Origin of the sequence: Williamsia herbipolensis, from assembly GCF_000964005.1 — a bacterium.
Taxonomy (GTDB): Bacteria; Actinomycetota; Actinomycetes; order Mycobacteriales; family Mycobacteriaceae; genus Williamsia_A; species Williamsia_A herbipolensis.
This window is the reverse complement of record NZ_JXYP01000009.1, coordinates 1-18,398: the sequence shown is the minus strand read 5'-3', so window position 1 is coordinate 18,398 and position 18,398 is coordinate 1. Positions and strand designations below refer to the sequence as shown.

19 protein-coding genes and 1 pseudogene are annotated in these 18,398 nt (G+C 70.7%); 11 read left to right on the top strand and 9 right to left on the bottom strand.

The genetic code is table 11. The annotated features are described in order from the left end of the window. Positions 1-2: 2 nt before the first annotated feature. Together TU34_RS02635 and TU34_RS02630 are read left to right on the top strand one after the other, a co-directional pair. Positions 3-941: a glycosyltransferase family 2 protein gene (locus TU34_RS02635; protein ID WP_052688658.1), complete on the top strand. Its 939-nt coding sequence runs from the start codon at positions 3-5 to the stop codon at positions 939-941. 51 nt (positions 942-992) lie between these two features. Further along, on the top strand, positions 993-1,823 hold the full coding sequence (locus tag TU34_RS02630; RefSeq protein WP_045821304.1) for an SDR family oxidoreductase: 831 nt from the start codon (positions 993-995) through the stop codon (positions 1,821-1,823). 7 nt (positions 1,824-1,830) lie between these two features. Here TU34_RS02630 and TU34_RS02625 read toward each other — a convergent pair whose 3' ends face one another. Then, positions 1,831-2,463, bottom strand: coding sequence for a TetR/AcrR family transcriptional regulator (locus TU34_RS02625; protein WP_045821303.1), 633 nt, complete (start codon positions 2,461-2,463; stop codon positions 1,831-1,833). A gap of 49 nt (positions 2,464-2,512) precedes the next feature. Then, on the bottom strand, positions 2,513-3,124 hold the full coding sequence (locus tag TU34_RS02620) for a TetR/AcrR family transcriptional regulator (RefSeq protein WP_052688656.1): 612 nt from the start codon (positions 3,122-3,124) through the stop codon (positions 2,513-2,515). 127 nt (positions 3,125-3,251) lie between these two features. Between TU34_RS02620 and TU34_RS23840 the strand changes: the two genes are divergently transcribed. Next, a complete protein-coding gene (locus tag TU34_RS23840; protein ID WP_160298498.1) occupies positions 3,252-3,419 on the top strand; it encodes a hypothetical protein in 168 nt (55 codons plus the stop codon). A gap of 56 nt (positions 3,420-3,475) precedes the next feature. Here the strand turns inward: TU34_RS23840 and TU34_RS02610 are convergent, their stop codons facing one another. After that, positions 3,476-4,471 (bottom strand): glycoside hydrolase family 3 N-terminal domain-containing protein, encoded by a 996-nt coding sequence (locus TU34_RS02610; protein WP_045821368.1) that lies wholly within the window; start codon positions 4,469-4,471, stop codon positions 3,476-3,478. Between TU34_RS02610 and TU34_RS24200 the strand changes: the two genes are divergently transcribed. The 4 genes from TU34_RS24200 to TU34_RS02590 all read left to right on the top strand — a co-directional run bounded on the left by TU34_RS24200 (position 4,455) and on the right by TU34_RS02590 (position 9,870). Then, positions 4,455-4,721 (top strand): hypothetical protein, encoded by a 267-nt coding sequence (locus tag TU34_RS24200; RefSeq protein WP_150116354.1) that lies wholly within the window; start codon positions 4,455-4,457, stop codon positions 4,719-4,721. The genes TU34_RS02610 and TU34_RS24200 overlap by 17 nt on opposite strands. Positions 4,722-4,799: 78 nt before the next feature. Next, positions 4,800-5,300, top strand: a complete 501-nt coding sequence (locus tag TU34_RS02600) for a universal stress protein (protein WP_045821300.1) — start codon at positions 4,800-4,802, stop codon at positions 5,298-5,300. 24 nt (positions 5,301-5,324) lie between these two features. Beyond that, entirely contained in the window at positions 5,325-5,525 is a 201-nt protein-coding gene (locus TU34_RS02595; RefSeq protein ID WP_045821299.1) for a DUF2613 domain-containing protein, read from the top strand. 13 nt (positions 5,526-5,538) lie between these two features. Further along, positions 5,539-9,870, top strand: a complete 4,332-nt coding sequence (locus TU34_RS02590) for an alpha-(1->3)-arabinofuranosyltransferase (protein WP_045821298.1) — start codon at positions 5,539-5,541, stop codon at positions 9,868-9,870. 14 nt (positions 9,871-9,884) lie between these two features. On the opposite strand, the pseudogene TU34_RS22825 reads toward TU34_RS02590, so the two are convergent. After that, positions 9,885-10,925: pseudogene (locus TU34_RS22825) on the bottom strand (acyltransferase family protein); the annotation flags it as partial. Positions 10,926-11,086: 161 nt separating this feature from the next. On the opposite strand from TU34_RS22825, the gene pgfA reads away from it, so the two are divergent. Next, positions 11,087-12,529: a cell envelope lipid trafficking protein PgfA gene (pgfA, locus tag TU34_RS02585; protein ID WP_082079773.1), complete on the top strand. Its 1,443-nt coding sequence runs from the start codon at positions 11,087-11,089 to the stop codon at positions 12,527-12,529. Between the two features lie 29 nt (positions 12,530-12,558). On the opposite strand, the gene TU34_RS02580 is transcribed toward pgfA, so the two are convergent. Then, the gene (locus TU34_RS02580; RefSeq protein ID WP_238981138.1) at positions 12,559-13,911 is read right to left on the bottom strand and encodes a serine hydrolase domain-containing protein; all 1,353 of its coding nucleotides are present in this window, start codon (positions 13,909-13,911) and stop codon (positions 12,559-12,561) included. Between the two features lie 115 nt (positions 13,912-14,026). Between TU34_RS02580 and TU34_RS02575 the strand changes: the two genes are divergently transcribed. Then, a complete protein-coding gene (locus TU34_RS02575) occupies positions 14,027-14,707 on the top strand; it encodes a TetR/AcrR family transcriptional regulator (protein WP_082079772.1) in 681 nt (226 codons plus the stop codon). On the opposite strand, the gene TU34_RS02570 is transcribed toward TU34_RS02575, so the two are convergent. Both TU34_RS02570 and TU34_RS02565 read right to left on the bottom strand, forming a co-directional pair. Then, positions 14,672-15,661: an LLM class F420-dependent oxidoreductase gene (locus TU34_RS02570; protein ID WP_045821296.1), complete on the bottom strand. Its 990-nt coding sequence runs from the start codon at positions 15,659-15,661 to the stop codon at positions 14,672-14,674. The two genes, TU34_RS02575 and TU34_RS02570, sit on opposite strands and share 36 nt — an antisense overlap. 41 nt (positions 15,662-15,702) lie before the next feature. Next, positions 15,703-16,449, bottom strand: a complete 747-nt coding sequence (locus TU34_RS02565) for an SDR family oxidoreductase (protein ID WP_045821295.1) — start codon at positions 16,447-16,449, stop codon at positions 15,703-15,705. 141 nt (positions 16,450-16,590) lie between these two features. Between TU34_RS02565 and TU34_RS02560 the strand changes: the two genes are divergently transcribed. Then, positions 16,591-17,424, top strand: coding sequence for a helix-turn-helix transcriptional regulator (locus TU34_RS02560; RefSeq protein WP_045821294.1), 834 nt, complete (start codon positions 16,591-16,593; stop codon positions 17,422-17,424). Here the strand turns inward: TU34_RS02560 and TU34_RS23435 are convergent. Next, entirely contained in the window at positions 17,414-17,872 is a 459-nt protein-coding gene (locus TU34_RS23435) for a carbonic anhydrase (protein WP_045821293.1), read from the bottom strand. The two genes, TU34_RS02560 and TU34_RS23435, sit on opposite strands and share 11 nt — an antisense overlap. Here TU34_RS23435 and TU34_RS24195 point away from each other — a divergent pair. Then, on the top strand, positions 17,760-18,272 hold the full coding sequence (locus TU34_RS24195) for a winged helix-turn-helix transcriptional regulator (protein WP_238981146.1): 513 nt from the start codon (positions 17,760-17,762) through the stop codon (positions 18,270-18,272). The two genes, TU34_RS23435 and TU34_RS24195, sit on opposite strands and share 113 nt — an antisense overlap. Here TU34_RS24195 and TU34_RS22820 read toward each other — a convergent pair. Then, a partial coding sequence (locus TU34_RS22820; protein ID WP_045821292.1) for an integrase core domain-containing protein occupies positions 18,269-18,398 on the bottom strand: 130 nt, incomplete at its 5' end. The two genes, TU34_RS24195 and TU34_RS22820, sit on opposite strands and share 4 nt — an antisense overlap.

The window sequence follows — 18,398 nt, the reverse complement described above, 5'->3', positions numbered from 1 at the left end:
GGGTGGCGCCCCTGACGGTGATGATGCCGGCACGCAATGCCGAGTCCACCGTCGCGACCGCGATCCGATCGATCACCCGGGCACTGCCTCGCGACGGCCGCGTCCTCGTCCTCGACGACGCCAGCGAGGACTCCACCGCCGCCGTGGTCCGCGATCTCGCCCGTCGCGACCGACGCGTCGGACTACTCGAGTCCCTCTCCACCCGAGTGGGGGTCGTGGCCGCCGCCACCGCACTACTCGACGCGGCCGACACGCCCCTCGTGGCACGCATGGACGCCGATGACATCAGTCTGCCGTGGCGTTTTCGTACCCAGCTCGCACTGCTGCGACGCCACGATCTGGACCTCGCCTTCTCTCCGCTGGTGTTCATGGGCCCCGGACGGTTCGCCGTCGAGCCCCAGCCGTTGCTGTCGGCGGGCCCCGAGTCGGTGGGTCTGGAGCTGGTGCTCAACTGCGCGGTCGCGCACCCCACGATGACCGGCCGCCGAGCCGCGATCCTCGACGCCGGCGGCTACCGATCGGCGCCGTCGGAGGACTGGGACCTGTGGATGCGGCTGTCCCTCAACGGCGCTCGGCTCGGACGGACATCGTGCCCCGGACTCGCCTACCGGCGCCACAGCGGGCAGACGTCGGCGCAGCCGGCCTGGAAGGCCGCCCTGGCGTCGGACACCACCAGCGCCGGGGTCCATCGCGATCTGTGTCGCGCCGTCCTCGGCCGCGGGTACGACCCGGGCCCCAGCGCCTACGCCGCCCTCGCCGGACCCGGCGCGCGACCGGAGCAGGTCGCCGCCGCCGAACGTCTCATCGACGACGTCGCCGCGCAGGCATCACGTTTCCCCCTCGCGCAGCGGTTGTCGCTCGCCGTCACCGCGCACGGGGTGCGCCTGCTGCTGCGCAAGAACTACCCGTACGCGGCGTCGGGCGCGCACGAGCCCGGGTGATCCGACCCCGGATCGGGCCCCGGGGCGGCGCGCGGTGTCTAGTCTGACCCCATGGCCGAAACTGACACACGTTCTACTTTCACCGACCGCTTCCGCCTCGACGGGCGGGTCGCGATCGTCACCGGCGCCGGGCGCGGCCTGGGGGCGGCGATCGCCGTGGCCTTCGCCGAGTGCGGCGCCGACGTGGTGATCGCGTCGCGGACCCGCGAGCAGCTCGACGAGGTCGCCGAGACGATCCGCGGACTCGGCCGGCGCGCCGTGGTGGTGGCCGCCGACCTCAGCGATCCGGAGGTCACCGCCGACCTCGCGCGCACCGCGAAGGAGGAGTTGGGGCGCCTCGACATCGTGGTCAACAACGTGGGCGGCACCATGCCCGCGGGCCTGCTCGACACCTCCGTGGCCGCCCTCGAGGGCGCGTTCCGGTTCAACGTCTCGACCGCCCACGCACTCACCTGCGCCGCGGTGCCGCTGATGCTCGAGAACGACACCACCGAGCACAACAGCCACGGCTCGATCATCAACATCACCTCCGCGATGGGACGCCTCCCGGGCCGTGCGTTCGCGGCGTACGGCACCGCGAAAGCCGCACTCGCGCACTACACCCGACTCGCCGCCGAAGACCTCTCGCCGCGCATCCGGGTCAACGCGATCGCCCCCGGCGCGATCGCCACCTCGGCGCTGGAGATCGTCACCGGCGACGAGGGGATGCGCACCGGACTCGAGAAGGCGACACCGCTGCGACGGATCGGTGATCCGGCCGAGATCGCCGCGGCCGCGGTCTATCTGGCGTCGTCGGCGGGGGCGTACACCACGGGCAAGATCCTCGAGGTGGACGGCGGCATCATCAAGCCGAACATGGAACTGCCGCTCCCCGACCTCTGAGGCCGGTTCAGCTCTTCGCAACGCCGGAGGCGTGATCGCTCATCATCCGCGCGCCGCCGGCGAGGCCGCGCCAGCCCATGCTGACCATGAGGTCGGCGGCGGTGTCGAGGTCGATGTCGCCCTCGGAGATCCGGTCGGCGACGGCCTCGCCCGCGCCGACGAGCGCGACGGCCATGAGTTCGAAGTCGATGTCGGTGGCGCCGTCGACCGTGGTGCCGCGACGCAGGAGGTCGGCGATCATCTCGATCAGGCGTGAACGACTCGCGTCGACCAATGCGATGAACGCGGCCTGACCGGTCGCGACACGGTAGAGCACGCGCCACGACGCACGATTGGCGTCGACGAAACGCAGGAACTCGTAGATGACCGTGCGGGCCTGGTCGCGCTGACGGAGTCGTGGGTCGAACCCGGTGGTCATCGCCTCGATGAACCGGCCGCCCTCACGGCTCAGGCACGCGGCGAACAGCTCGTCCTTCGACCCGTAGTACAGGTAGAGCATGGGCTTGCTGATGTCGGCGGCCGCGGCGATGGCGTCCATCGAGGTCTCGCGGAAGCCCTTCTCGGCGAACACGGTGACCGCAGCGTCGAGCATCTGCTGCTCGCGCACGGCGCGCGGGAGTCGCTTGGTTCCACCCGCCATCGCTCACCGCCTCTCGCTGATCCCTCAGCTTAACTTACCAGGCAGTAAGTTAGGGGTTCTCCAGACGAGTGGCCCCGGCGGCGCGGAAACGGACGGCGTCGAGCGCCGAGGCGACGGTGACCGCGACCATGGCGTCGTCGACCGGGCCCAGCGACGGCATCAGCGTGCGCAGCAGGAGTGGCCCGGTGAGCAGGTCGCAGACGAGATCGGCGTCGGTGTCGCCGGTGATGTCACCGCGTGCGGTGGCCTGCTCGAGCGCTCGGCGCACGGCCGAGCGGCGCGGACCCATGAAGTCGTCGAGCAGCCGGATGCGCAGGGTCTCGTTCCGGGAACTCTCTTCGATCAGTCCCGGCATCGCCTTGACCACCAGCGGATCGGTGAAGAACGCGACCTGCTGCGTCTGCAGGACCTGCAGGTCGGTGGGGAGATCGCCGGAGTCCATCGTGGGATCGAAGACGATCCTCGAACTCATCGCCGCGGAGACGACCTGCGCGAGCGAGGCGTACCGGCGGTAGACCGCCGGCCTGGTGGTCCCGGCGGCGCGGGCGACCGCGTCGATGGTCGTCGCGCCATAGCCGTTCTCGACGACCATCTTCGCTGCCTCGTCGAGGATTGCATCGTCGATCGTCGAATCTCTTGGTCGTCCGGTGTTGACCATCATTCATTACAGACTGTAACGTAACGATGCATGAGGGCGAGAGTAGCAGCGCGAGGGGACGTTCGTCCCGGGGGGAGCTGCTGTCTCGATCGGATCGGGGGGTCCGATGGGTGACGCCTGGGTATGGCTGATGAGCGCCGTGATCATCACGGTCTCGCTGGTCATCTCGACTGTCACCCTCCTCGTCATTGCGCGGCTTCGGGATCTGGGGGGAGATCCCGGAGCCGCCGATGGTCGGGAGCTCTGGCCTGTGCCAGATCTCCCCGTGACCGCCGAGCTGCGGGCACTACGCGAATGACGAACGAATTCTACGTGGGGTACTTCGTTCGTTGATCGCGTAGTGCCCGCCGACGGTCAGCAGTATGCCGTCGAGTGGAGCACTCGAGCCGCGGATCTGTCGATTCGATCCTCGGCGAGTCGCCCCGATCGCACGGCGGTTGTGAGCGCGGCCAGCACCTCGGGCACGTCATCGGTGCTCAGCCACAACGCCATGTCGGCACCGGCGCTCACCGCCCGCACCACCGCCTCGGTGATCGGGTACTTCGCGCTGATCGCGGCCATCCCGCTCAGGTCGTCGGTGAAGATCGGTCCGTCGAACGGCCGACCGCCGTAGCCCGCACCCGAACGCAGCAGCCGCATCGCGGCGGGCGAGATGCTCGCCGGCAGTTCGTCACCGGTCAGACCGGGCACGATGAGGTGGCCCACCATCACTCCCGTCGACGGCACCTGCGGCGTCGACCGGCCCGGCAGCAGCGTGCGATACGGCACCAGATCGTCGGTGCGCAGCTGCGACAGCGACGGCGTCCGCACCGTCCCGGTGTGCGAGTCACCCGAACCGTGGCCGTGGCCCGGGAAGTGTTTGAACACCGGCATGATCCCGGCGTCGCGCAGACCGTCGGCGAACGCCCCGGCGTACCGCGCCACGATCGCGGGATCGTCGGAGAACGAGCGATCGCCGATCACCTCGTCGTCGGACTCGTCGCTCACGTCGGCGTCGGGCGCGAAATCGACCGTGATGCCCAGGTTCCGCAGTCCCTGACCGGTCGTCCTCGCGATGGCCCGGACCTGCGCGGGGGTCTTCGTGCGCGCCAGCTCGCGCGCGGAGGAGCTGTCGATGCCGAGGCTCGTCAGTCGCGAGACGCGACCGCCCTCCTGGTCGACGGTCACCATCAACGGACGCGGCGAGGCCTTCTTCACCGCCGCGAGACCACCGTCGGCGAGGATCGACTTGTCGGTGAAGCTGCCGATGAAGATGCCGCCCACGTGGAACCGCGACACCACGTCGCGCGCGTCGGCCTGGCCACTGACGCCGACCACCAGCAACGTCGCGAGCTTGTCGCGCAACGACATCGACGACACCGCCGAGGTGCATGCCGCCGACATCGACGACGCCGTCGCCGACGGGGATGCCGCTGCCGCGGAAGCCGATGACGAGGTCACCGGGCTGCTCGCCGTCGCCGCGGTCGAGGTGCCGGGAGCGGCTGCGGGTGGGCCGTCGGTGGCGCAGGCGGCCAGTGTGGCGACCAGCAGACAGGTGCCGACGACCCGTGGTGTCGTCCTGGCGCGGGAGACCGCTCGGGTACGCATCCGACGAGTCTGACATGCGCCGATCTGCGGACCGACACGGGCGAAGAGGACTAAAATCGGACGTCAGCGGGGTCAGACGAAGGGACATCCGATGACCGCAACCGACGACCTGATCATGATCGCCTACGACGGCAGCGACAACGCCGATCGCGCGATCGACTGGGCGGGGCGGATCTGGGCGGGCCGCGGCGCGGTCGTCGTCACCGCCTGGGAGACCGCGCTGCACCAGACCGCGCGGATGTCGAGCATGTCGGGGATGCAGCCAGTGTTCGGCACCGCGCTCGACAGCGAGACCGACCAACTCCTCCGGATCGAGGCAGGCACCCTCAACGATCGCGGCGTCGAGCGCGCGGCCTCGTGCGGGCTGCGATCCCGCGGGCACCTCGTGGAGGTGACCGGGACGGTGTGGGGCGCGCTGATCGACGTCGCCGACGAGATCGACGCCGACGTCCTGGTGACCGGCACCCGCGGCGCGACCGGCCTGCGCGCCCTCATGCGCAGCAGCGTGGCCGAACAGGTGCTCAAACACTGCAGCCGGCCCGTCCTCGTGGTGCCGGCCCGGTGCACCGGGCCGGGCACACCGGTGACATGAGCCACGAATGGTAGCTTGACCGGCATGACCGACAACCGTCTCATCGCCGGAGCCGTGGCCGGGATCATGGGCGTGATCGTCGCCATCGCGGTGGTCTTCCTCGGGGGGTACCTCGCCTCCGACGACACCCCGTCGACGTCGGTGAACAGCTTCAACGCCGACAACGGTTTCGTGAAGGGCTCGGTCGACTACGGAACGCGCGACAACGCCGGCGTCTCCAACTGACCTGAGGCCACTCATGGTGGCCGATCGGCTCTCACGCCGAGGGGTCGCGGTCGTCGCGCTGGTGGCGCTGATCGCCTCGTTCGTCCAGTCGCCCGGCGCGGTGTCGGCCGACACCAAACTCGACCTCACCGCCGATCCGCTCGGCTTCCTCTCCCGCGCCACCCACCTGTGGTCGTCGGTGGCGCCGATGGGCCAGGTGCAGAACCAGGCCTACGGTTACTTCTTCCCGCACGGCGCGTTCTTCGTCCTCGGTGATGTCATCGGCCTGCCCGGCTGGGTCACGCAGCGACTGTGGTGGGCGCTGCTGCTGACGGTGGGCTTCATCGGCATCGTCCGGCTCGCCGAGGCGCTCGGCGTCGGCAGCCGCGGCTCGCGCCTGTTCGCCGCGACCGCGTTCGTCGTGAGCCCACGCGTGCTCACCACCATCGGGTCGATCTCGTCGGAGACGCTGCCGATGATGCTCGCGCCGTGGGTGCTGATCCCGGTCGTGATCGCCCTCGACCGCTCCGATCACCGCTCGTCGGTGCGGCAGCTCGCGTTCCGCTCGGCCTGCGCGGTCGCGCTGATGGGCGCGGTGAACGCCGTGGCCACCGCCGCCGCCTGTGCCGCAGCGGTGCTGTGGTGGGCGCTGCACGTCCCCACCGGACGCGAGGGCGCCGCCCGGTGGACCCTGTTCACTGGGTGGTGGGCACTCGGTGTCGCGCTGGCGTGCGCGTGGTGGGTGGTGCCGCTGCTCATCCTGTCGCGGGTCAGCCCCCCGTTCCTGGACTTCATCGAGTCGTCGCGGGTGACCACACGATGGACGTCGCTGACCGAGGTGCTGCGCGGCACCAGTTCGTGGACACCGTTCGTCTCGCCCGACAGGGTGGCCGGGTCGCTGCTGGTGTCGTCGCCGGTTGCCGTGCTCGCCACCGGATCGGTCGCGGCCGCCGGGCTGGCCGGGTTGGCGATGCGGTCGATGCCCGCCCGCGGACGACTCGTCACCCTCGCGGTCGTGGGTCTGGTCATCATGGGCTGCGGCTGGTCGGCCGGCACGAGCGGTTGGGGCCTGGGTTCGCCTGTCGCCGACCAGGTCCGCGCGTTCCTCGACGGCGCCGGTGCGCCACTGCGCAACATCCACAAGTTCGACCCGCTGATCCGCATCCCGATCGTGCTGGGCATCGCCCACCTGCTGGCACGGGTGCCGCTGCCCGGCGCGGTGCGATGGCGCACGGCTGCGACGGCGTTCGCCCACCCCGAACGATCGCGACCTGTCGCGGCGACGATGGTGCTGACGGTCGTGCTGTTCGGCGCCGGGTCGTTGGTGGTCACCGGGCAGTTGGCGCCCTCGGGCACGGTGCGGTCGACGCCGGACTACTGGCCGCAGACCGCGGCGTGGCTGCGGGAGCACTCCGGCGACGCCGCCCATCCCGCGGACTCCGCCCACCCCACCCGGGCACTGGTGGTGCCCGGGGCACCGTTCGCCGTGCAGACGTGGGGTCTCACGCGCGACGAACCGCTGCAGCCGCTCGCGACCACACCATGGGCGGTGCGGGACGCCATCCCGCTGGTGCCACCCGGTGCGATCCGCGCGATGGACTCCGTGCAACGACAGATCGCCTCGGGCCGTGGGTCGCCGGGGCTCGCGGCGACGTTGGCGCAGCAGGGAATCGGATACATGGTGTTGCGCGCGGACCTCGCCCCCATCCGGTCGCGGTCGGCCCGACCGATCGTGGCGCGTGCGGCGCTCACCGCCTCCCCCGGGTTGTCGAAGGTCGCCGAATTCGGGCCGCTCATCGGGCCCGGCCGGGTGAAGGGCGTCGTCGGCGACGACGGGCTGATCCCCCCGATGCGGGCCATCGAGATCTACCGGGTCTCCTCGACCGTCGGATTCGACGGCACCGCACCGGGACTGGTCGACCTGGCCGCGATGCCGCGGGTGGTCGGTGGCCCGGAATCACTCGCTCGCCTACAGGAACACGCCGCACGCACCGGCGGCCCCGCCCTGGGTCCCACGCTCCTCGACGCCGACGCGCGCCGCGCGGGGGTGGACGACACCGGCACTTCGGGTGCGGTCGTCACCGACACCCCCGCCGACCGCGAGGTCGACTTCGGTCGGGTCGACGACCACAGCTCGGCCATCCGCGCGCCCGGCGATCCCCGACGTACGCAGAACGCCGCACCCGACTACCCCGTCGACGGGGCGGGCCTCGTCCGCGGACAGTGGCTGCTCGACGGCCGGCCGAACGCGGTGTCGGTGACGGCGTCGGGATCTGCCTCCGACGCAACGCAACTCGGACAGACCTCGCCGGCGAACTCACCCGCCGCCGCCTTCGACACCGACGCCAACACCTCATGGGTGAGTCGCGGTCTCGACAGCGCCGTCGGACAGTGGTTGCAGGTCGACTTCACCGCGCCGCGCTCGAACCTGTCGGTGACGGTCACCCCCGGTCAGGCGCTCGGTCCGGCCGTGACCGGTCTCCTGATCACCACCGACAGCGGCACCTCGGTGGCCCAGGGCATCTCCCCCGGGCAGCCGGTGACCGTCGTGGCCCCGAGCGGCCCCACACGGTCGTTGCAGGTCCGCGCCATCAGCACCGAGAACGGCACCGCGGGAAGCCAGTTCGCCATCGCCGAACTGGCGCTCACCGACACCCGGACCGGCGCGCCGCTGACCATCACCCACCGCACCGTGCTCCCCGTGCAACCCGCGGGGCGCTCCGTCGCGCAGTGGGACCTGGGCCAGGACCTGCCCGGGCGCACCGCCTGCGCACCCGGCCCCGACATCACCCGCTGCTCGTCGGCGCTCGCGCTCTCCCCCGAGGAACCGGGACTGTTCTCGCGGGTGTTGTCGGTGCCGGCCGACACCCGCGTCACACCGCGGATCTGGGTGCGCGGCCGGCCCGGGACGCCGTTGAACACCTTCCTCGCGCCGACCGACGCGGCGACCGCGACGGGCACGTCGTCGGTGCCCGATCAACGCGCCTCGGCCGCGGCCGTGATCGACGGGGACCCCGGGACCACCTGGATCGCGCCCGATGCCTCCACCCGCCCCGGTGCACCCCCGGCGTCGGTGCGGATCACGCTGCCCGCACCGCGACTGGTCGACTCGGTGACCATCACCCGCCCCCGCGGCCTCTACCCCGCGGCGCCACGCCGCGTCGCGATCGACCTCGGCACCGGCCGGCAGGTGCGGACGGTGCCCGCCGACGGGCGGATCCGCCTGTCGGCTGCGCGCACCTCGACGATCACCGTGACCGTGCTCGAGGCCACCGACCTCGTCGACGTCAACAGCCTGGGCTTCGCCGCGACCGCGCCGGTCGGCATCGCCGAGATCGGTCTCGGTCCCGACAGCGGGCCGATGCCGGTCGCGTCACCGGACCGATTGGTGCGCATCGGGTGCGACGCCGGCCTGACGATGTCGCTGGGGGCGACGACCGTGCCGCTGTCGGTGACGACCACGGCGCGCCAGCTGGTCGCGGGCTCACCCGTCGCGGCGACGGTGTGCGGATCCGACGCACCGTTGTCGCTGCGCGCCGGCGCACAACCGCTGTCGGTGAATCCGTCGGGCGCGTTCACCGTCGACTCGGTGACCCTCACCGCCACCACCACGGCAACACAGGCGGGCACCGCCGCCGCCCCGGCGTCCGACCGCCTCGAGCCGGTGGCGACCGGGACGTGGTCGGCCGATCACCGGACCGCGACGGTGGGTGCCTCGGACCGGGACCGGGTGCTGGTGGTCCCCGAGTCGGAGAACTCCGGGTGGCACGCGAGCCTCGCCGGACGCAGGCTCACCCCGATCGTCGTGAACGGCTGGCAGCAGGGCTGGATCGTGCCCGCGGGACTCGCCGGCACCGTCACCCTCGACTACCCGCTCGACGCGCCCTACCGACTCGCGTTGCTGCTCGGGCTCCTCGCGGTCGCGCTGCTGTTCGTGCTGACCGCGATCGGCGCACGACGTCCCGGCGCCCGACACGATCCGCTGTCGGTCGGCCCGCCGCCGCGCGCGCCGGGTGTCGCCTGCGTGGCCGCGGTGGCGGCGGTCGGGGTGCTCTCGGGCTGGGGCGGGCTGCTCATCGGTGCGGCGGTCGCCTCCGGCGTCCTCGCCCTGCGCCGGAGACGACCGCGTGCGGTCCCGGTCGCCGTCGCCTCGGCCTTCGCCCTCGCGTGCGCCGGTCTGTCACTCGGTCCGTGGGGTTCGGGTGGTCCCTACACGGGATTCGACTGGTGGGTGACCGCTCCCGCGCTCGCCGCGGTGGTGGCACTCGTGACCGTCGTCGCGGTGCCGGAGTCGGCATCGGTGCGTGTGCGCGCCTTCTCCCAGGCACGCAGGCGACGCCGCGCGGGCTCCTCCACGAGCCCGTAGCTCGCCGCGGCCACCCCGATCGAGACGATCACCGTCAGCGACCACACCCACCACGGCGAGCTGCCGTACGCCGCGAAGCCGAAGAGTCCCAACACCGCGGCCAGCACCGCGAGATGCCAGATGAAGATGCCGTACGACCAGCGCCCGAGCGTCTGCATCACCGTCGAGGTGAGCACGCGGTGGCGGTGGTCGCCCAGGACGATCGGTGCCAGCAGACCGAACGCGACCGCGGCGCCGAGCACCGTCTTGGTCGCGAACTCGGCGCTCGACACCGCTGCGAGGCCGATCGGGCCGGCGATCGGGGTGCACGCCAGCGCGTACGCCACCACGGCGAGGACGGCCATGATGCGGCGGTCGGCCGCGATGCGACGCGGCCATGACCCCGTCTCGTGCACGTCGCTCACGCTCTCGGCGAGGACCATGCCCGCGACGAACCAGGCCAGGTGGCCGGGTAGCCAGTTGTCGACCGCGACGCCCGGGGCGAGCGGCAGAGTCGACGCGACCCACGGCCACGCCAGGCACACCACGGCCGCCGCGACGAGCACCGGCGACCGCCATCGCGCACGATCACCGCGCAGCCGCGCGACGGACACGGCGATCACCGGGAGCAGGAGGTAGAAACTGACCTCCACCGCGAGCGTCCACATCTGGGTGAGCCCCGAGGTGAGTGAGTAGGGGACGTAGATCTGGGCGACGAACAGGTTGGCCAGCCACGTGGTGACACCGGCACCCCGGGCCGCCGGGAGCAGCGACAGCACCACCACGACGACCACGAGATACGCCGGCCAGATCCGCACCACCCGGTGCCGGAGATAGCGGATCGCCGAGGGCGCCTCCCGCAGACCCCGGGCCGCGGCGGCATGCGGGCGCCACAGCAGGAAACCCGAGAGCGCGAAGAACACCGCCACGGCCAGGTCGAGACGGCCGAGCACCGATCCGACGACCGAGGAGTCGAACCAGCGGGTCTGGAACGCCACGTGCGTGGTGAGGACACCGAGCGCCGCCAGCGCACGCATCCCGTCGAGCGCGGGGACGTGTCCGGACGTGGCGCGCATGGATCCGAAAGTACCGCGCTGTCCGCGCCCGGCCTTCGATCCCGTGAGGCTGCGGGGCCGACTGTTAGTCTCGCTCGCAGGGTGGGACCGCTCACGTCGGCTCTGCGGGACGACGTGGCGACCACCGGCCGGACACATCGTTCTCCGAAGGAGTCTTCGCCATGGCGTCAAGCCGTATGTCGGTCCGAGAGCTGGTGGGGCCCGTCCTCATCTTCATCGGGGCGCTGTTCGTGGTCGCCGCCATCGCGATGCCGCTGTACCTGGTGGGTCAGTTCCAGAAGACCCCGATGGACACCGATTACACGACCGTGTCGACCTCGCAGCGCACGGACGGCTCCTCGGGGAGCCAGGCGTTGCCCGCGCAGATCCTCAACCGGTGCTCGCTCACGTCGTCGAAGCCGGAGGTGTCGCCGGCGAACCTGACCCGCCAGCAGCGCGTGGTGGTCGTCAAGCCGGCGAACAGTGACCGCGTCACCTTCCAGGCCGGCACCTCGGTGCGCATCAACCAGGTGCAGATCTCGGGTGAGACCGTGACGCCCAGTTCGGATTCGACGAGCGGCGGCGGCTGCCTCGGTGCGCTGCTGAGCGCGACCAAGGACCGTGTGACCACCAACCGCACCACCGGCGCACCGGCCCTGAGCGGGGGCGGCAGCTCCGAGGTGCAGCTCGACTCGTCGGACAAGACGGTCACCATCCCCGATCGCCGCGGACTGCAGTACCGCTTCCCCTTCGACACCGACAAGGGCAAGAACTACATCTACTTCGATCTCGCGAGCCGCACCACCAGCCCGCTGAAGTACGTCGACTCGACCGAGATCAACGGCGTGTCGGTCGACCATTTCTCGCAGGAGGTGCCGGAGGCGAACCTCGCGTCCCTGAAGGACGCCAACGGCGGCGTCCCGCAGGGCACGCAGCTCACCCAGACCGCGTCCTGGTACGGCGGTTTCCCCGGCATCGACGGCAAGCAGGTGCTGCCCGCCGACCTCTACCGCAAGACCACCCGCGACCTCTACGTGGACCCCACGACCGGGACCATCGTGAACGATCGTGAGCGAGTGCAGGAGTACTTCAAGATCTCGGGCATCAGCGACGACGCACCCGATGCGCTGAAGAACTTCTCGCTGACCAACCTCGACGCCACCTTCGCCTACGACCAGAAGACCCAGGAGCAGCGCGCGGCCGACGCGAAGGACCTCGCGTCACCGATCAAGCTGTGGGGACGGTGGATGCCCATCGTGTTCGGCATCCTCGGTGTGCTGGCGCTCGCCGCGGGCATCGTGCTGTTGCTGCGCGGACCGCGTCGCACCCCCGCCACCGCCGGCGGCGAGGACCCGTACTACCCGGTGGCCACCCAGGACACCGACTCCGCCGCCACACGCGACGACTCCGGCGCCTTCGGCGGCTCGGATGACGCCACCTCGACGTTCCCCGACCTGAGTAAGCGCGGCGGTGGGGCATCCGGCGCCGGTCCGACCGACGACGATGCGACACAGAACATCCCGCGCGTCACCGGCGACGAGCCGCACGGATGGTCCGAGCCCGACGAGAACGGCCCCGGATCGGCGGAGACCCGTCGCGACGACGACCCCTGGAAGCGGACCTGACCTGACGACCGATCAGGTCGGGCGACCGGTCAGTTCGGTCGTCGGCCGGGGCCCGTCGGGGTCGGCAGGCAGGTGATGGCGAAACATCCCGGGTTGCCCTGCAGGGGTGCGCGCAGCGGGGTGTCGCCGCACCGCACCAGGGTGCACCCCTTCGGCGCGTAGGGCCCGAGCCCGAACGCGCCCACCGCGATCGAGGGATCGGCGAACTGATCCGGATCGACCGTGAGGTTGAACGTCGGGCGGTAGGGCCCGGGGTCGGGCAGTCGCGGCCGGACGATCGCCGCGGCCAGCAATCGCAGGAAGTCGTGGTAGAGCTCGCTGTTGAGGCTCCCGCTGAGCAGCGTGATCGGATCCCGTGACACGTCCCCGAACGCGCCGGTCCAGCTGACCAGCAGGTCGAGGCTGGGGATGATGAAGTTGTTCTGCTGCATCAACCCGACCATCGCGTAGGCATCGGCGGGCATGCCGGCCAGCGGTGCCACGTCCTGCGTCTGGCGCGAGGGGATGGACGGACCGGTGCACGGGGACCGGTTGAGCCAGACCAGGAATCCGTAGCACGGGTTCGTCGCGGTCGGTGTGCGCAGCGCCGCGACGTAGTCCGACGCGATCACGCGACGACCGTTCCACGACCCGTCGTCGAGCATGAGGAGTCCGAGGCGCGCGAAATCACTCGGCGGCATGTAGAGGAACGCGTACCCGTAGGTGTTGCCGCGTCGGTCGCGGTTCCAGAACCAGTCACCCCGGCCGATGCCCAGCGGCGCGAACAGCGTTCTCTGCGCGTAGGTCTGGAAGTCCTCCCCCACCGCCGACTGCACCACGTGGGCGAGGAGATCGGCGTTGTGTTGCCCGTATTCGAAGAAGGTGCCCGGGCGGTGCACGATCGGCAGGGCCAGCGCCTGCCCGACGATGTCGGTGTCGAGATCGAGAGCGGCCGGGATGCCCTCGCTGACGATCGACTGCTTGAGACCCGATGTCTGCGTGAGGAGATCGCGCACGGTGATCGCGCGATGGGCGGCGTCGCCCTCACCGGCCGGCAGGTACCGCCCGATCGGTGCGTCGAGCGCGAGTCGCCCCTCGCTGTGGGCGACGCCGGCCACCATCGACACGACCGACTTCGTGCCGCTCCACAGATTCCACGGGAGGTTGTCGGTCACGGCGTTGAACGGCCCGCGACCGACGAGGCAGTCGTTGCGGAAGACCGTGATGTTGGTGCGCAGCCGGGAGCTCGCGAACGCGATGGCGGCGTCGAGCCTGCCCGGATCGATGCCGACCGATGCCGGAGATGCCGTCGACGGGGCACCGGAACCGGGCAGCGCGCAGCGGCTCACCGCCGATGCCGGGGCCGCGGTCGCCGACGGCGTCGAGCCGATCGCGGGGGTCACGGCCGTCACCGTTGCGAGGGCGATCACCACGCCGACGGCGAGACGAACGTGATCCAGAACACTTGACCTCATGGTAAACAGATAGCATCTGCTGACCCGTGAGTAAAGTGATGCGGTGATCGAGCGCGATGCACGCAGGCGAAAGCCCGGGCCGGAGGCGGTGCCGTTGGACCCGTTGCTGTCCGCGGCCGCCGAGGTCTTCGCCGAGCAGGGTTTCGCCGACGCCACCGTCGCCGCCATCGCGACCCGGGGCAACACCACCAAACCGACTCTGTACAAGCACTTCTCCGACAAGGCGACGCTGTACGAACGGTGCCTCGAGCGCGAGTTCGAGCACGCTCGGCAGCATCTCTTCGCCGCCTACGGCCGTGCCGAGGACCTGACGATCGACGACGAGGTCGCCGCCGACGTCGCGGCGTTCTTCGACTACGCCGCCGCCCGGCCGCACGGCTTCCGGCTCATCGTGGAGATGCGCGACGCCGGCCCGCCGAGCGATCTACGTGACCGCTTCAACGAGGCGATCGTGTCCCGCGTGGCCGACCGGATGGGCGCCGTCGTCGGCGTCGACCCCGAGGCGCCGGCGATCCGTCAGCTCGCGGCGATGGTCGTCGGCGCGTCGGTGTACGCCGCGCGGGAGTCCCTGCTCGTCTCCGGGGTCGACCCCGGAGAGGCGATCGCGATCGCCGCACGGTTCATCGCCGGCGGTCTCCGCGCGCTGATGGAGTCGGCGCCGAACCCGGCCGTCAGCCCGTCGGCCCCATCAGCCCCGTCCGCTCACGAGGGGCTTGAGCGCTGACGCCGCCATCTCGACGGTTCCCGGGATGTGGCCGTTGGGAACGAGATTGATGATCACGCCGTCGACACCGGGATCGAGCACGCGACGCTGGATCTGCTCGGCGACGTCGTCGGGGGTGCCGACGAACATCCGGTCGGTGGCCTGCGCCCACCCGTCGGCGTCGAGTGCGTCGACGTTCACACCGGTCTTGATCAGATAGTCCCGCTGCATCTGTCGGGCCTTGTCGCCGTCGGCGTCGACCATCACGAAGGCGAGGAAGCTCGTCTCGATGCTGCCGCGGTCGCGACCGGCCTCCTCGCACCGCGCGGCGAGGGCGTCGAGCTTGCGGGGCAGCTCGCTCGCGTTGCAGATGATGTTGAGGTGATCGGCGTACCGCGCGGCCAGACCGAACGTCTTCTTCTCGCCGCCACCACCCAGCATGATCGGCAGCGTGTCGCGCACCCGCGGCTCGTTGAGGGTCGAATGTGCCTGATACCACCTGCCGTCGAGTTCGGGATGACCGCCGCGCAACATCGGTTCGATGATCTGCAGGGCCTCGTCGAGACGCTCGAATCGGTCGGTGAAGGTGCCGAACTCGTAGCCCATCTGCTGGTGCTCGAGCTCGAACCACCCCGCGCCGATCGCCAGGACCGCGCGACCCGCACTCACCAGGTCGAGGGTGGTGACCGTCTTCGCGAGCATCGCCGGGTTGCGGTAGGTGTTGCCGGTGACCAGCGTCGACAACTGGATCGACTCGGTCGCCCCGGCGATCGCCGCGAGAAGCGTGTACGCCTCGAGCATCGGTTCCGACGGCTCACCCAGCCCGGGGAGTTGGTAGAAGTGGTCCATCACCAGTACGGCGTCGAAGCCACTGGCCTCGGCCTCGCGGGCCTGGGCGAGCACGGTCGGCACGATGTCGGCCGGCGTCCCGGGGTAGGTGAAGTTGGGGATCTGGTAACCGAGGCGGATGCTCATGCCTCCACGGTAGGCCTCACCCCATGCCCCCACCAGAGTCGTCAGCCGATGAGATGCGCCAGCTGCTCCATGAGCTCCCCGCGCGTCCCGTCGACCTCCGAGTTCCGCAGAGCGCGGGCGTTGCGGACCACGATCTCGTCGTCGTCGCCGGCGAGCAGATCCATCACCTCGGCGACGAAATCGGCGAGCGGCATCGCCCACTCGGCGTCGGCCTGCCCGTCGAAGATGTCGGTCTGGACCGCCGGCGGGACGAGCTCGCGTACCCGGACACCGCTGTCGCGCAGCTGGATCCGGAGCGAATCGGTGAAGGCGTGGACGAACGACTTCGTGGCCGAGTAGGTGGGCGTCACCGGCATCGGCGTGAACGCCAGACCGGACGAGACGGTCACCACGGTCGCATCGGGCACCGTCGCGAGGTGTTCGGTGAACGCGCCGACGAGACGGATCGTCCCGAGGACGTTGGTGGTGACGATGCGTTCGGCGGTGTCGACGAAGTCGGCCGAGGTGAGGTCCTCGGAGCCGGCGACACCGGCCATCGTGATGAGGACGTTGAGCGCCGGGAAGCGGGCGAGCACGGCGGCGGCGACGGCGTCGATCGACGCCGGGTCGGCGACGTCGAGGCGCGCGGTCTCGATGCCCGGGTGGCGGGCGGCGATGTCGTCGAGGCGTTCCTGGCGGCGCCCGGCGATCACCACGGTGTTGCCGGCGTCGTGCAGGGCGACCGCGAGGGCCTCGCCGATTCCCGAGGTGGCGCCGGGAAGGAAGATGGTGTTGCCGCTGATCTGCATGAGGATCTCGTTTCTCGTGTGCGGTGGCCGTGTGGCCCGGTGACACCAGTCGACACCGGACCGACACGGGCAGGAAGGCACCGTTCATCGGGGGATCGGCGCTCCCTGGATGCGGCGCGCGGCGTCGCCCATGATGGTCGGGTGGACACCGATCGCGCCGGGCTCGCCGAATTCCTCACGCGTCGCCGGGAGGCGTTGGCGCCCGAGGACGTGGGGTTGCCGCGCGGGCAACGACGCCGCACCCCGGGCCTGCGGCGCGAGGAGGTCGCGATGCTCGCCGGCATGTCGACCGACTACCTGTCGCGACTGGAACAGAAGCGCGGCCCGCAGCCGTCGGACCAGATGCTCTCCGCGCTCGCCCGGGCGCTGCACCTGTCGCTGGCCGAACGCGACCACCTCTTCGTTCTCGCGGGCCACCATGCGCCGCAGCGGATCACACGGAGCGACCACGTGCCGCCGGGACTGTTGCGCATCGTCGATCGACTCGGCGACACCCCCGCGATGGTCGTCAACGGCGCCGGCGAGACCCTCATCCAGACCCGTCCGGCCATCGCCCTCCTCGGCGACGAGACCGAGTACACCGGGGTGCACCGCAGCGTCGTGTACCGCTGGTTCACCGACCCCCGCCAGCGGGCACGCGTCCCCGAGGCCGATCACGACCACCACGCGCGGGCGCACACCGCGCGTCTGCGACGTGCGGTCACCGTCGAGGGGCCGACATCCCGCGCCGCAGAGGTGAGTCGGACACTCGCCGAGGTGTCACCGGAGTTCGTCGCACTGTGGTCGCAGCACGATGTCGATGTGGCGCTCGACGTGTCGACGAAGCGGATCCTGCACCCGGAGCTGGGGACGATCGAGGTGAACTGCCAGACGCTCACCGAGCCCGACCAGGGACTGCTGCTGCTGGTCTACACCGCCACGCCCGGCAGCGAGAGCCACCAGAAGCTGTCGATGCTCGCCGCGGTCACGGCCTGACCGCGTCGACGAGTCCCGTCGTCACGTCGTAGACCATCCCGGAAACCCGCAGGCCTGCGCCGAGACGGGTCTCGCCGTCCAGGATGCCGACGTCGTGCGCGACCGCGGCCCGCGGATCGCCGACCGACTTCGACCCGACCTCGTCGGCGCGCACCCCGAGGAAGCCCGCCAGCGTCGCGTCGTCGCCCGCGAGTCGGGTGATGCCGCAATCGGTGTGCTGCAGCACGATCACCTCCCACCCTGCGCCGAGATCGCCACCCGCCGCCTGCGTCACCGACCGGAGCATCGCGAGCTCGTCGAGCACACCGGGTGTCACCCGACCACCCACGTTCCGGATCACGGCCACCTCGCCCACCTGCGCGCCGAGCAGCAACTCCGGATCGACACGGGGATCGACACAACCGATCACGATCGTCCTGAGCGCGGGCATCAACGCCCTGGCGGTCATCGGGGAACGTCCTTCGCTCCCGCTGCTGCGCGAGCTCGCCTACGGCTATCACCGGTTCTCCGAGCTCGTCGCCCTGACCGGTGCACCACGCACCCTGCTCGCCGGCCGATTACGGAAGCTCGAGGAGAGCGGCGTCGTCGTGCGGACCCGGTACTCCGATCACCCGCCACGTTTCGACTACCACCTGACCCCCGCGGGCGAGGATCTCGTGCCGGTCATGTTGATGCTCAAGGAATGGGGCGAACGGCATGTCGGCGACGACGCGCCGAAGGCCGTCTTCCGCCACAGCTGCGGTGCGGAACTGCACCCGGAGACCGTGTGCGCCGCGTGCCGCCAGACCGTGGCACCGGGCGACTTCGAGGTCGTCGGGGGGACACACCCCCCGGTCCTGCGTCCCTAGTTGTACTGACCCGACAGGTTGGTCAAACGGGTGATGGGTGGCTTGTTGCTGCAGGCGGTGTGGGGTCGGTGGTGATTGTATTCGTGGATCCATCCGCTCAGAGCGGCGCGCCGTTCGGCTTCGGAG

What these genes read in the sequence shown, in the direction of transcription:
- TU34_RS02620 (WP_052688656.1), bottom strand. Translation starts at nt 3,124, where the DNA reads ATGATGGTCAACACCGGACGACCAAGAGATTCGACGATCGACGATGCA.
- TU34_RS02570 (WP_045821296.1), bottom strand. Translation starts at nt 15,661, where the DNA reads ATGAGCATCCGCCTCGGTTACCAGATCCCCAACTTCACCTACCCCGGG.
- TU34_RS02630 (WP_045821304.1), top strand. Translation starts at nt 993, where the DNA reads ATGGCCGAAACTGACACACGTTCTACTTTCACCGACCGCTTCCGCCTC.
- TU34_RS02590 (WP_045821298.1), top strand. Translation starts at nt 5,539, where the DNA reads ATGGTGGCCGATCGGCTCTCACGCCGAGGGGTCGCGGTCGTCGCGCTG.
- TU34_RS23435 (WP_045821293.1), bottom strand. Translation starts at nt 17,872, where the DNA reads ATGACCGCCAGGGCGTTGATGCCCGCGCTCAGGACGATCGTGATCGGT.
- TU34_RS23840 (WP_160298498.1), top strand. Translation starts at nt 3,252, where the DNA reads ATGAGCGCCGTGATCATCACGGTCTCGCTGGTCATCTCGACTGTCACC.
- TU34_RS02610 (WP_045821368.1), bottom strand. Translation starts at nt 4,471, where the DNA reads ATGTCGTTGCGCGACAAGCTCGCGACGTTGCTGGTGGTCGGCGTCAGT.
- TU34_RS02600 (WP_045821300.1), top strand. Translation starts at nt 4,800, where the DNA reads ATGACCGCAACCGACGACCTGATCATGATCGCCTACGACGGCAGCGAC.
- TU34_RS02565 (WP_045821295.1), bottom strand. Translation starts at nt 16,449, where the DNA reads ATGCAGATCAGCGGCAACACCATCTTCCTTCCCGGCGCCACCTCGGGA.
- pgfA (WP_082079773.1), top strand. Translation starts at nt 11,087, where the DNA reads ATGGCGTCAAGCCGTATGTCGGTCCGAGAGCTGGTGGGGCCCGTCCTC.
- TU34_RS02625 (WP_045821303.1), bottom strand. Translation starts at nt 2,463, where the DNA reads ATGGCGGGTGGAACCAAGCGACTCCCGCGCGCCGTGCGCGAGCAGCAG.
- TU34_RS02595 (WP_045821299.1), top strand. Translation starts at nt 5,325, where the DNA reads ATGACCGACAACCGTCTCATCGCCGGAGCCGTGGCCGGGATCATGGGC.